Source organism: Nocardiopsis sp. iso_237 (assembly GCF_056173345.1).
Genome location: NZ_CM149669.1, coordinates 2,936,679 through 2,949,542 on the forward strand (window position 1 = coordinate 2,936,679; position 12,864 = coordinate 2,949,542).

The 12,864-nt window shown below is 73.1% G+C and carries 9 protein-coding genes; 6 read left to right on the plus strand and 3 right to left on the minus strand.

Annotated elements, in window-relative coordinates; genetic code table 11:
• Positions 1 to 383: 383 nt before the first annotated feature.
• Entirely contained in the window at positions 384 to 3,803 is a 3,420-nt protein-coding gene (locus AC0VYM_RS13455; protein WP_475462608.1) for a phosphodiester glycosidase family protein, read from the plus strand.
• Between the two features lie 44 nt (positions 3,804 to 3,847).
• Here the strand turns inward: AC0VYM_RS13455 and AC0VYM_RS13460 are convergent, their stop codons facing one another.
• Both AC0VYM_RS13460 and AC0VYM_RS13465 read right to left on the minus strand, forming a co-directional pair.
• A complete protein-coding gene (locus AC0VYM_RS13460; RefSeq protein WP_475462609.1) occupies positions 3,848 to 5,593 on the minus strand; it encodes a helix-hairpin-helix domain-containing protein in 1,746 nt (581 codons plus the stop codon).
• Between the two features lie 82 nt (positions 5,594 to 5,675).
• Positions 5,676 to 6,182 carry a MarR family winged helix-turn-helix transcriptional regulator gene (locus AC0VYM_RS13465; protein ID WP_475462610.1) on the minus strand — a complete coding sequence of 169 codons (507 nt, stop codon included), beginning with the start codon at positions 6,180 to 6,182 and terminating at the stop codon, positions 5,676 to 5,678.
• Between the two features lie 88 nt (positions 6,183 to 6,270).
• On the opposite strand from AC0VYM_RS13465, the gene AC0VYM_RS13470 reads away from it, so the two are divergent.
• Positions 6,271 to 8,535, plus strand: coding sequence for an LLM class flavin-dependent oxidoreductase (locus tag AC0VYM_RS13470; protein WP_475462611.1), 2,265 nt, complete (start codon positions 6,271 to 6,273; stop codon positions 8,533 to 8,535).
• Between the two features lie 25 nt (positions 8,536 to 8,560).
• On the opposite strand, the gene AC0VYM_RS13475 is transcribed toward AC0VYM_RS13470, so the two are convergent.
• Positions 8,561 to 9,514 carry an aldo/keto reductase gene (locus AC0VYM_RS13475; RefSeq protein WP_475462612.1) on the minus strand — a complete coding sequence of 318 codons (954 nt, stop codon included), beginning with the start codon at positions 9,512 to 9,514 and terminating at the stop codon, positions 8,561 to 8,563.
• Between the two features lie 182 nt (positions 9,515 to 9,696).
• Here AC0VYM_RS13475 and AC0VYM_RS13480 point away from each other — a divergent pair, with 182 nt between their 5' ends.
• From AC0VYM_RS13480 to AC0VYM_RS13495, 4 genes are all read left to right on the plus strand, one after another.
• Entirely contained in the window at positions 9,697 to 10,536 is an 840-nt protein-coding gene (locus tag AC0VYM_RS13480; RefSeq protein WP_475462613.1) for an undecaprenyl-diphosphate phosphatase, read from the plus strand.
• A 108-nt stretch (positions 10,537 to 10,644) separates the two neighbouring features.
• On the plus strand, positions 10,645 to 11,424 hold the full coding sequence (locus AC0VYM_RS13485; protein WP_475462614.1) for an MSMEG_4193 family putative phosphomutase: 780 nt from the start codon (positions 10,645 to 10,647) through the stop codon (positions 11,422 to 11,424).
• 48 nt (positions 11,425 to 11,472) lie between these two features.
• The gene (locus tag AC0VYM_RS13490) at positions 11,473 to 12,057 is read left to right on the plus strand and encodes a DUF3090 domain-containing protein (RefSeq protein ID WP_475462615.1); all 585 of its coding nucleotides are present in this window, start codon (positions 11,473 to 11,475) and stop codon (positions 12,055 to 12,057) included.
• An 8-nt stretch (positions 12,058 to 12,065) separates the two neighbouring features.
• Complete coding sequence (locus AC0VYM_RS13495) at positions 12,066 to 12,860, plus strand: SCO1664 family protein (RefSeq protein ID WP_475462616.1); 795 nt, start codon at positions 12,066 to 12,068, stop codon at positions 12,858 to 12,860.
• The last annotated feature ends 4 nt before the right edge of the window (positions 12,861 to 12,864 follow it).

A 12,864-nucleotide genomic window follows, 5' to 3' on the forward strand; every position in this document is an offset into this window, starting at 1 on the left:
GGGATCGGTGCGGGCGGTCCGCTCCGCGCCGGGGGCGACGGCGAATGATGGTCCCCGCCATTTCCCCTCGACCGCGGACCGTTTCCTGCGCGTGTCCACGTCGCCCAGGGTCCCTGCGGTGAATCGGTCGAAGGAAAGGGCGCCACCGGTCGGCCTGTTCGTGACGAAACGGCTGTTTCCAGGTGAAATCTGGGCACCCAAGGATTTCTTCGGTGTCGATGGCGGACGTGCCTTCACGCAGTTCACGTCATTGATCGGGGACCGTTTCCCAGGTGAGTGAACGGGCCACGACGACGGTTCACCTCCTACACATCGGTTCGGCTGGCTGATAGGAAGTTCACGCACAGGGCTTCCTCGATCCCCCAGCCGCCCGGAGGCTTTCCATGAATCGCCGGTGGTCGATCCGTTCACGCGCGAGTGCCCTCGTGGCGGCGGGTTCCGTCCTGGTCCTCACTCTCACCCCGGTCGCGGGTGCGGCCGACACCCGCGACGACCCCCGGGAGCACACCGGGTTCAGTGAGACCGTCGAGATCCCGCCGGACGGCTCGGTCGCGAGGGCCGACGACCCGGATCCCCGGTTGGAGACGTTCAACTCCGAGCGCCCGGTCGCCCCCGGGGTCACGCTGACCTCGTTCGACGCCTACGGGCCGGACGGGTACACGGGAACGCCCAACTGGCTCCAGGCCGACCTGCTGACCACGGACCTGACCGGCGGTGTCAGCGTCGACTACCTCTTCCCCGGCCAGGTGACCGGTCGGGAGGCCCTGAGCGCCCAGGCCGACCGGGCCGGTGCGGTCGCGGCGGTGAACGGCGACTTCTTCGACATCAACGCCTCCGGAGCGCCGCAGGGAGTGGGGGTCAGGTCCGGTGAGCTGATCCAGTCGCCCATGACCAACGACTACAGGGAGTCTTCCGCCGTCTTTACCCCCGACGGGCTCGGCTCGATCGGTGAGGTGTTCTTCGAGGGCACCATCGAGCTGCCCGACACCACCGCGTCGTTGGACGCGATCAACAAACCGGCGCTGGGCGCCGACGAGATCGCCGCGTTCACCCCGCTGTGGGGGTCCTACTGCCGGTGCCGGGTCGTCGAGGACACCTCGGACACGCGGGAGGTCGTCGTCACCGACGGGGTGGTCACCGAGGTCGTGGAGGAACCGCGCGGGGGTGACATCCCCGAGGACGCCTTCGTCCTGGTCGGTCGTGAGGCCGGTGCCCGGACCCTGGCCGACCTGGCGGTGGGTGATCCGGTCGCCGTCGACTACGACGCGCGCGCCAGCGGGGACCAGGAGATCCACGCCGCCCTGAACGGCCGCCAGATGCTCGTCGTCGACGGCGAGGTGCGGCGGGGTTCGGAGGGTGACAACACCCCGGGCGCGCCGCGCATGGCGATCGGCTTCTCCGAGGACGGATCGCGGATGTACCTGCTCAGCGTCGACGGACGGCAGCCCTCGTTCGCGGCGGGTGTCGGCCTCGACGAGCTGGGCGAGATGATGGTCGAGGCCGGTGCGCACACCGCGGTCAACCTGGACGGCGGCGGCTCGGCCACCATGGTGGCGCGCACCCCGGGCGCCGACGGGGTGCGGGTGGAGAACCGGCCCTCGGACGGGGCGGAACGCCTCGTGCCCAACGGCCTGGGCCTGTTCGCCCCCGAGGGCAGCGGTCGGGTCGACGGATTCTGGGTGGAGACCAGGACCACCCCTGAAAGCGCCGACGGCTCCGGCCACGTCGCACCCGCGCGCACGGACCGGGTGTTCCCCGGACTCACACGGACGCTCACGGCGGCGGGCCACGACGAGACCTACGGGCCCGCCGAGGCGGTGCCGAACTGGCGGTCCGACGACGGCCGGGTCGGCGTGGTGGACCGCGACGGTGTGTTCACCGCCCGTTCCGCCGGGACCGCCACCGTCACGGCCAGCAAGCTCCGCGCCCGGGGCGAGATCGAACTGACCGTCCTGGGCGAGCTGGCGAGGATCCGGACCACGCCCGAACGGGTGGGGCTGGCCGACGCGGAGGCCTCCGCCGTGCTCCAGGTGACCGGCTACGACGCGGACGGGTTCGCGGCACCGATCGAGCCGGAGGACGTCGAGCTGACCATCGACGAGAGCGTCGCGCGGGTCTCGGTGACCGAGGACGGGCGCTTCGAGGTCCGGGCCGCCACCGAGAGCGGTTCCACGCTCGCCACCGTACGGGTCGGGGACGTCGAGACGACCATGGCGGTCACCGTGGGGCTGGAGGAGGTCGTCGTCGCGGACTTCGAGGACGCGGCCGACTGGTCGTACTTCGGTGAGCGCGCCGACGGCGACGTCGCGGTGGCCGAGGGCCGTCAGGGCAAGGGCGTGCGGCTCACCTACGACTTCACGGCCTCGACCGGGACCCGCACCGGCGGTGTCCTGCCCCCGGGGGAACGGGAGATCCCCGGTCAGCCGCAGGAGCTGCGCGCCTGGGTGCACTCCGAGGGCAACGGGGAGTGGGCCAGTCTCCAGGTCTGGGACGGAGCCGGGCAGCTGGTGCCCGCGCTGCGGGCCGGCCACCTCGACGAACCGGGGTGGCGGCAGCTGGTCTTCGAGGTCCCGCCGGGCACGCAGTACCCGCTGTCGCTCCGTCGCGTCTACTTCGCCGAGACCGAACCCGGCGCGAGCTACGAGGGGGACGTGGTCATCGACGAACTCACCGCCATGGTGCCGCCGTCGGTCGACGTGCCACCCGCCGACCCGGTGGTCGACCCGGTGGTGGCCCCCGGCGCGGAGGTGGCCGCGCAGGACTGGCGGTTCGCCGTCCTGTCGGACGCGCAGTTCGTCGCCCGGGATCCGGACAGCGAGATCGTCGCCTACACGCGGCGGGCGCTCCGGGAGATCCGCGCCAGCGACGCCGAGTTCCTCATCATCAACGGCGACTTCGTGGACGAGGCCGCGCCGGAGGACCTCGCGCTGGCCCGGAGGATCCTCGACGAGGAGCTGGAGGGGGAGCTGCCCTACTACTACGTGCCGGGCAACCACGAGGTCTCCGGGGGCACCCTGGACAACTTCCGGGAGGCGTTCGGCGACACCCACCAGGTGGTCGACCACCACGGCACGAGGTTCGTCCTCCTGGACACGGCGCGACTCTCCTACCAGGCCAGCGACTGGTCCCAGCTGCGGCTGCTGCGGGAGCAGCTGGACGCGGCGGCCGACGACCCCTCGGTGACGTCCGTCGTCGTCGCCCAGCACGTACCCCTCCGCGACCCGCTGCCCACCAAGGCGAGCGAGCTGGCGGACCGCAAGGAGGCGGCCACCGTCGAGAGCTGGTTGTCCGGCTTCCAGGCAGAGACAGGCAAGGGCGCGGCCTTCATCGGAGCGCACGTGGGGATGTTCCACGCGGACCGCGTGGACGGGGTCCCCTACGTCGTGAACGGCAACGTCGGCAAGAACCCCTCGGCCGGTCCCGCCGACGGCGGCTTCACCGGCTGGTCGCTGTGGGGCGTCAACACCGATGGAGAGGAGGACTGGGTGGTGACCGAGCTGCGGCCCCACGTGGACGGGCTGGAGCTGGACGCGCCCGCCTCGGTCGCCGTGGGGGAGCAGGCCGAGGTCACCGCGACGGTGGACAACGACGACGCTCCGGTGCCGGTCGCCCCACCGGTCAGCGCCGACTGGTTCGGCTCCGACGACGTGCACATCGGATCGGCCGACGACGCCGGGGACGACCACGTCGCCGTGTTCGACCCGTCGACCGGACGGTTCACCGCCCTGGGGGAGGGGACCGTGGAGCTCGGTGTCACCGTGAACAGCATCACCGAACAGGCCACCGTCGAACTCACGCCCTGACCGGTGGCACGGCGCGGCCCGGCGGATCCGGGCCGCGCCTTCGGTCAGCCGGCGCGGAGGATGAGGGCCAGACGGGTGGTGCGGTCCGGGGCGAGGGTCTCGCGCACGCCGGTCTCCAGGGCTCCCTCGGTGGCGTCGACCACGGACACGTGCCGGGTGGCCCTGGTCAGCGCCGTGTACGCCTGCGGGCGGGACACCGGGACCTGGGGCGGGAAGACCGCCACGACGGCGGGCCAGCGGCTGCCGTGGGCCACGGCCACGCTCACGGCCCAGCCCGGGCGCAGGGCGGCTGGGTCGGTGACGGTGACCCGGGTGCCGTCGGTCAGCTCGATCACGGCCCCCTCGGACACCTCACGCAGGTGACCGGTGTCGCCCGGGCCGTAGCCGGGGCCCTGCGCGGTGAGCACCACGCGGTCGCCCACGTCGAAGCCGCCGTGCGCCCCCGGGCCGGGGTTGAGGCGTTCCTTGCAGGCGGCGTTGAGCGCGCGGGCACCGGCCGGGCCGTCCTCGCGGCACGTGACCACCTGGACCTCGTCGGAGCCGATCCCCAGCGCCCGGGGGATGGAGTCGGTCACCAGCTGCGTGACGCGGTGGGCGGCCTCCTCACCGGAGGCGGCCGGGACCCGTACGACCTCGCGGTCGGGCGCCTCCACCTCGGGCCAGTCGCCCTCGGCGACCGCGCGGGCGAGCACGGCCACGGGGGAGGGCTCGGCGTCGTCGGCCACGACCGCCACGTGCGCGGTGCGCGAGGCGGCCACGTCCACCACCACGCGCCCGGGGGTGGCGGAGGGGGCCTGGTCGGGGTCGGCCAGCAGCACCAGGTGGGCGTCGTCCACGCAGGTCGACACCAGGTCGGCCATCCGGGCCACGCCCAGGGACATCGACTCGCAGAGCACCACGATCCCCGCCGGGGAGGAGTCCCCGGACAGCAGGGCGGCCAGGGACCAAGCGCGCACGGGCGGCTCGCCCTCGCCCAGCAGCCGGTCCAGGTCCGCGTTGACGGCGGCCGCGGTGGGCGCGGTGGGGGTCACCACCGCGATCCCCACCTGACTCTCCCGGGCGATCGCCGCCAGACAGAGCAGGGCCCGGGCGGTCTCGGCCTGGTCGCCGGGGCCGTGGTGCACCACCGTCACCGGGCGCATCGTGGCGGTGAGCAGCGCCTCCCGGGTGGTCTCGGAGATCGCGAGACCGTGCTCCGCGGTGGCGGCGGCCAGGGTCTCCGCGGCGGTCATCGGGTCCATGATCGGCTCGCTGCCACCGATCAGCCGGAGGAGCTGCTCACCGAGCCGCTGTTCGGCGTGGCCGACGTCGTGCGGGGCGTAGTGGCGCTCGGGGTCGGGCAGGTCCGGTACCTCCGGGACACCGCCCTCCTCGAAGTCGAAGTCGTCGTCGGCCTCGTCGCCGCCCTCGAACAGCGCGATCTCCTCGGCGGCGACCGCGGCCTCCAGCGCGGAGCGGGGGTCGGCGACCCCGAGCTGGCCGACCACCGTGGTCAGCCGCTTCTCCTCGATCGCGGTGTGGCCCCGGCGGGCGGCGGTGCGCAGTGTGTGGCCGACCAGGGCGCCCAGGCGGCGGGGGTCGTCGGGGCGGGCGGCCCCGCCCAGGTGTTTGCGGGCGCAGTAGTCGGCCTGCTCGACGGTCACCTCGGGCAGACGCAGCAGCAGCCAGGGGTTGGCGTCCAGCTCGGCGGCGGGTTGGGGGCCCAGCGCGGACACCAGGCGCGGTGCCAGGGCGTGCGGCGCGCCCATCCGGTCAAGGACGGCTAGGACCTTCTCGACAGCCTCGGACACCGGTTCCCCTCGTCAGGTGGTTCGTGGACTCGGAGGGAGCCTACCGACTCGCGGCGACACGCGGTGTTCGCCGTCCACAGGCTCACGTGTCCCGGGTCACCTGGAGGACGGCGGCGCAGGGGTCGGTGTCGGGGGAGGCCTCCTGCACGGCGGTGGCGGCCCGCCCCGCGGCGGCACGGAAGAGCGCCCGGGTGTCGGCGTCCAGTCCGCCCAGCAGCCGTTCCTCCACGTGCTCGACCAGTTGGTCGGCCCTGGCCAGGACCTCGGCGCCGTGGTCGGTGGAGCACACCCTGCGCACCCGGCGGTCGGCCGGGTCGGCCCGGCGCCGGACCAGGTCGGCGGCCTCCAGGTCGTCGATGAGGTACGTCATCACGCTGCGGTCGATGAGCAGGCGCTCGGCCAGAGCCGCCTGGGTGGGGGCGTCTCCCCTGGAGGCGGCGGCCAGCACGTGGTAGCCGCGGCTGCCGTGCGGGAGGTCGTCGAGGGCCGCCTCCACGTGCTCGTGCCAGCGGCGCAGCAGCACGGCCAGGGACCAGCCCAGGTTGTGGTCCCCGGTGCCGGTGTCGGGCTCCGGCGTGGTGGGTGTCATGGCCCGAGATTACCAGGAATAGGTGTTGAACCAGATAAGTTGATCTGAACATCATTTGCCACACAAACGATCCCCGGGAGACCAGGCCATGCCCGACTACGGACACCCCCTGGAGTTCGGCACCTTCCTCACGCCGACCGCCCAGGACCCCGACCGCGTGGTCGGGCTCGCGGAGCTCACCGAAGCCGCCGGGCTGGACCTGGCCACCTTCCAGGACCACCCCTACAACCCGGACTTCCTCGACACCTGGACCCTGCTGAGCTGGGTCGCCGCCCGCACCGAACGCCTCCGTGTCTCCGGAAACGTGGTCAACCTGCCCCTGCGTCCGCCCGCCGTCCTGGCCCGCGCCGCCGCCAGCCTCGACCGCCTCTCCCAGGGCCGCTTCGAGCTGGGCCTCGGCGCCGGGGGCATCTGGGACGCCATCCACGCCATGGGCGGCGGACGCCGCACCCCCGGCCAGTCCGTGGACGCCCTCTCCGAGGCGATCGACCTCATCCGCGCGGTGTGGGACACCGACGCCCGCGGCGGGGTGCGCCTCCAGGGTGAGCACTACTCCGTCCACGGCATGAAGCGCGGCCCCGAGCCCGCCCACGACATCGGGATCTGGCTGGGCGCCTACAAGCCCCGCATGCTCCGCCTGGTCGGCGCCAAGGCCGACGGCTGGCTGCCCAGCCTCGGCTACGTCCAGCCCGAGGACCTGTCCGGGCTCAACGCGACCATCGACGACTCCGCGCGCGAACACGGCCGCGACCCGCGGCAGATCCGCCGACTGATCAACCTGACGGGCGCCGCGTTCTCCCCGGTCGGCGGCGGATTCCTCCAAGGGCCGCCCGAACAGTGGGTCGAACAGCTGCTGCCCCTGGCCCTGGAACACGGGTTCGCCACGTTCGTGCTGCCCACCGACGACCCGCGCACCATCGACACCTTCGGACAGGAGGTGGCCCCCGCCCTGCGCGAGGCGGTCGAACGCGCACGCGCCAGCGCCGGGACCCCCGCCGGACCGGTCCGCCCCGCCGCCGCCCTCACCGCCCGCCGCCCCGGCATCGACTACGACGCCGTCCCGCACGCCCTGCGCGACACGGCGGTCGAACCCGGCGACAAGGGGTACGCGAAGGTCCGGCACGGGTACATGCAGCGGGGCCGCCCCGGGCTCGTGCTCCGCCCCACCGAGCCCGACCAGGTGGCCGAGGCCCTGGCCTACGCCCTCGAACAGGACGCGCCGCTCAACGTACGCAGCGGCGGACACGGCATCAGCGGCCGCTCCACCAACGACGGCGGCGTGGTCGTCGACCTCGGCCGGATGAACGAGGTGGAGGTCCTGGACGCCGGTTCCGGCCTCGTCCGGCTCGGCGCGGGCGCCCGCTGGGGCGAGGTCGGCTCGGTCCTGCACCAGCACGGCCTGGCGATCAGCTCCGGCGACCACGGGGGAGTGGGGGTCGGCGGGCTCGCCACCACCGGGGGCCTCGGGTACATGTCCCGCGCCCACGGGCTGACCATCGACCGCCTCACCGCGGTCGAGCTGGTCACCGCAGGCGGCGACCTGCTGAGGGTGGACGCCGAGCACCACCCCGACCTCTTCTGGGCGGTGCGCGGCGCCGGGGCCAACTTCGGCGCGGTCACCTCCGTGGAGGCGGTCGCGGCACCGGTCCGGGACGTCGTCCTCGGCCAGTTCGCCTACGACGCCTCGGACACGGCGGCCTTCCTCCGCACCTGGGGCGAGGTGGCCGAGTCCGCGCCGCGCGAGGTCACCGCCTTCCTCACCCTGGGACAGGCCCGGGGCGGCCAGGGACCCGTGGCACAGGCCATGGTCGTGTTCGCCGGGGACGACACCGACGCGGCCGTCCAGGCCCTGGAACCCTTCCTCAAGGTCGGCCCGGTCCTGGACCAGCGCGCGCAGGTCGCCCCCTATCCGGCGGTCCTGGTCGGGCACGCCGGTCCCCACGAGGGCGGCGGGACACCGGTCGCCCGATCGGCGCTGCTGGAGCACGTCACCGACGAGTCCGCCGAGGCCATGGCCCGGGCGCTCGCCACGGGCGAGGCCTACTTCATGCAGCTGCGCCAGGTCGGCGGGGCGGTCAACGACGTCGCGGCCGACGCCACCGCCTACCCGCACCGCTCGGCCCAGTTCTCCCTGGCCGCCATGGGGCGCCGTGCCGAACCCCTCGACCGCCGCTGGGCGGAGCTGGGTGAGGCGGCGCGGGGGCTCTACCTGAGCTTCGACACGCGCACCGGCCCCGAGGTCCTGGCCCAGGCGTTCCCCGAACCGGCGCTGGGACGCCTACGGGCGCTCAAGGCCGTGTACGACCCGGACCACGTCTTCGACCAGAACTTCCCGATCCCGCCCGGTTCCTGAGCCCGGGCGCGGCGGGCCCGGGCCCTCAGCGCTCGGGTCCGGCGGTGGCGTCGTCCAGGGCGTCGCGGATCTTCGGCGGAAGGCGCACGCTCTCCACGGACAGGATCTCCTCCAGCTGGGAGAGCGTACGCGGACCCACCACGGCGGAGGCCACCCCGTCCTGGTCGCGGGCCCAGCTCAGCGCCACCGCGAGCGGCGACACCCCCAACCCCTCGGCGGCCGTGCACACCGACTCCACCACCCTGCGGCTGCGGTCGTCGAGGTAGGGCTCCACATAGGGCGCCATGTGCGGGAAGGCGGCGCGCGAGTCCGCCGGGACCCCGTTGCGGTACTTCGCGCTGAGCACGCCCCGACCCAGCGGGGACCAGGCGATCACGTGCGCCTCGCTGGCCGCCGCGGCCGGGCGCAGCGCGTGGTCGGCGCCCCGGTTGAGCAGCGAGTACTCCGTGCCCGCGCTCACCAGCGGCACCCGTCCGGGCTGGGCGCGCTGCCAGGTCGCCAACGTGGCGAACTGCCAGGCCTTGAGGTCGCCCGTGCCCACGTAGCGGGCCTTGCCCGAGGTGACCGCCGTCTCCATCGCGGACAGCGTCTCCTCGGGAGGCGTACGCGGGTCGAACACGTGCAGCTGCCACAGGTCCACGTAGTCCGTCTGGAGGCGCCGCAGCGAGGCGTCCAGCGACGCCAGGAGGTGGCGCCGGGAACCGTCCACCGGCCGGTACGCCTCCGGCGTGTGCCCGCTCTTGGTGGCCACCACCACGTCCTCGCGGCGCACCGTCCCGCGCAGGAGCCGCCCGAGGATCCGCTCGCTCTGGCCGCCCGTGTAGATGTCCGCCGTGTCCACGAGCGTGCCACCCGCGTTCACGAAGGCGGTGAGCTGCTGCCCGGCCTCCTCCTCAGAGGTGTCGTTTCCCCAGCTCATCGTGCCGAGGGCGGTACGAGACACCCAGAGCCCTGATCTGCCCACCTGTCGCTGTTCCATGCGGCGGAGATTACCGTGTTCATCGGAAGTAGGCCCTGGGTACATCTTCGCTGCGTACTGTCGGTGAGGGCCGGACCAGCGCCGACGCGTCCTCTCGTCACGCGGGCCGTCCGGGCCGTCACCCCATCTGGTTCGTGTCCGTGCCCCCGAGGGCTCGGACCCGTCACGAAAGTCCGTACCGAGTGTCCATCTTCGAGGCGGTCGTTCTCGGCCTCATCCAAGGACTCACCGAGTTCCTGCCCGTATCCTCAAGCGCCCACCTGCGCGTCTTCGCGGCCTTCTTCGGCTGGTCCGACCCGGGTGCGGCCTTCACCGCCGTCAGCCAGATCGGCACCGAACTCGCGGTGGTCGTGTACTTCCGCAAACGGGTGTGGGCGATCATCTCCGTGTGGTGCAGATCCCTGGTCGACCGGGACCTGCGCGGCGACGTCAACGCCCGCATGGGCTGGTACATCATCCTCGCGACCATCCCCATCGGTGTCCTGGGCCTGCTCTTCGAGGACCAGATCGACGGTGTCTTCCGCGACCTGCGCCTCATCGCCCTCACCCTGATCCTCTTCGGCCTCCTCCTGGGCGCCGTCGACCACTTCGCCCGCAAGCAGAACGAGCTGGAGGACCTCACCCTCGGCCGGGGCGTGACCTTCGGTCTGTTCCAGACCCTCGCGCTGATCCCCGGTGTCTCCCGTTCGGGCGCCACCATCACCGGCGGCCGCCTGCTCGGCTTCTCCCGACCGGCCGCGGCCGAGTTCGCGTTCCTGCTCGCCATGCCCGCCGTGTTCGCCTCGGGCCTGTACAAGATGCTCGACATCGGCGGCAACGAGTACGCGGGCTGGGGCGCCACGATCGTCGGCACCCTGGTCGCCTTCGTGATCGGCTACGTGGTCATCGCCTGGCTGATGAAGTTCATCACCACGCACAGCTTCATGCCGTTCGTGTACTACCGCATCGCCCTGGGCGTGCTCATCATCGTGCTGGTCACCACCGGGGCCCTCTCCCCGCAGGGCGGAGCCGGGGTCGGATAGCCGCTCCCGCCGCCCGCGTTCCGGGCGTCCCAGGACGTTCCGCACCCCGGGGCGGGCCACCGGCCACGGTGGCCCGCCCCGAGGGTCGGGGCGACCTACCCTGGTGCCATGGCCACACCCGCAGACACCCCAGCCGACGCCCCCGCGCCCGAGGCGATCACCCTCCTGCTCGTCCGGCACGGCATGACCGACGCCACCGGGCCGCGACTGGCCGGCCGCGCGTCCGGCGTCCACCTCAACGACGTGGGCCGCGACCAGGCCTCCCGCCTGGCCGATCGACTGGCGGGGCTGGCCCCCGCCGCGCTCGTGTCCAGCCCGCTCGAACGCTGCCAGGAGACGTCCGAGGCCATCGCGGAGCGCCTGGGCACCTCCGTCACCACGGACGACAGGTTCGTCGAGTGCGACTACGGGAGCTGGACCGGCCGCTCCCTCACCGAACTGGCCGCCGAACCCCTGTGGCGGGTGGTCCAGGACCACCCCAGCGCGGCCCGCTTCCCCGGCGGGGAGGCCCTGGCCACGACCTCCGCCCGCGCCGTGGAGGCGGTCCGGGACTGGAACGGCCGACTGCTCGAACAGGCCCCGCCCGGCTCCGCCCCTCCCGTGTACGTCGTGTGCGGCCACGGCGACGTGATCAAGGCGATCGTCGCCGACGCCCTGGGCATGCACCTCGACCTCTTCCAGCGCCTGCGCGTGGACCCGTGTTCGGTCACCTCCATCACCTACACGCGGACCCGGCCCTTCCTGAACAAGCTCAACGACACCGGGGAGCCCCTGGCCGGGGCCCTGCCCACGGCGGCGGAGACCCGGGGCGACGCGGCCGTCGGCGGCGGAGCGGGACAGACGGCCGGGACCGAGGACGGGACCGGGGACGGGACGCCCCGCCCCTGACCGTGGGCGTATCGCACCGTGTCACCGTCATCCCTTAGGGTGCTACCCATGCCCGTCTTTCAGTTCAATCCGCCGGAACGGTTCGTCGCCGGGACCGTCGGCCAGCCTGGGGACCGCACCTTCTTCCTCCAGGCCGTCGGTGAGGGTCGCATCACCAGCGTCGCGCTGGAGAAGTCCCAGGTGGAGGCCCTGGCCACCCGTATCGAGGAGTTGCTGGAAGAGGTGCACCGCCGCTTCGGAGCGCCGCCGGACGACGTCGCCCCGCCCGAGGACGACGGCCCGCTGGAACAGCCCATCGAGCAGGACTTCCGCGTGGGCACCCTCGCACTGGCCTGGGACGCCGAGGTGGCCCGGGTCATCATCGAGGCCCAGGAGATCGACGAGACCGCCACCGAGGAGCTGGTCGAGGACGACGAAGAGGAGGAGCTGGAGGTCTTCGCGGAGGAGGCACCCGCCCACCGCGACGTCCTGCGCGTCTACCTCAGCCCCGGCGAGGCGCGCGCCTTCGCCGGACGCGCCCTGAAGGTCGTCTCCGCCGGGCGCCCCGACTGCCCGCTCTGCGGACGTCCGCTCGACCCCAACGGCCACATCTGCGCGCGCCAGAACGGCTACCGCCCGGACCGTCTCGTCTGAGGCACCTCGTGGACGACGACACCTGCGGCTCCCCGACCGCCGAACCACCGCCGACGGTGACCACGGCGGCCTTCGGCGGGCTCACCCCGGACGAGGGGCTGGACCTCCTGCGCCGTGGGGAGATCACCGTGGAGGGGCGCCTGACGGCGGCCTCCAACGCCACCCTGTACTGCACGGTCTCCGACGGTGCCCGTTCGGCCGTGTGCGTGTACAAGCCGGTGGCGGGGGAGCGGCCCCTGTGGGACTTCCCCGACGGCACGCTCGCCGGTCGTGAGGTGTCGGCCTACGCGGTCTCCGAGGCGCTCGGCTGGTCCGTGGTGCCGCCCACCGTCCACCGCGACGGCCCCTACGGCGAGGGCATGGTCCAGCTGTGGGTGCACGGCGACACCACCGTCGACCTCGTCGCGCTCTCCCGGGAGACCGAGCACCCGGGGCTGCGCCGGATGGCCGTCCTGGACGCGGTGATCAACAACTCCGACCGCAAGATCGGCCACCTGCTGCCCACGCCCGAGGGGCACCTGTACGGCTGCGACCACGGGGTGTCCTTCGCGGAGGACTACAAACTGCGCACGGTCCTGTGGCAGTGGCAGGGGCAGCCCCTCACCGACGAGGCACTGATCTCCCTGGCCTCCCTGCGCACCCGGCTGCGCGCCCCGGACGACCCGCTCAGCGCCACTCTGGCCTCCCACCTGACCGGACCCGAGGCCTACGCGGTGCGCGAACGCGTGGACCTGCTCATCCACCACGGCATCCACCCCTACCCGGCCCCCGACTGGCCCTCCGTCCCCTGGCCGCCCGTGTGACCGG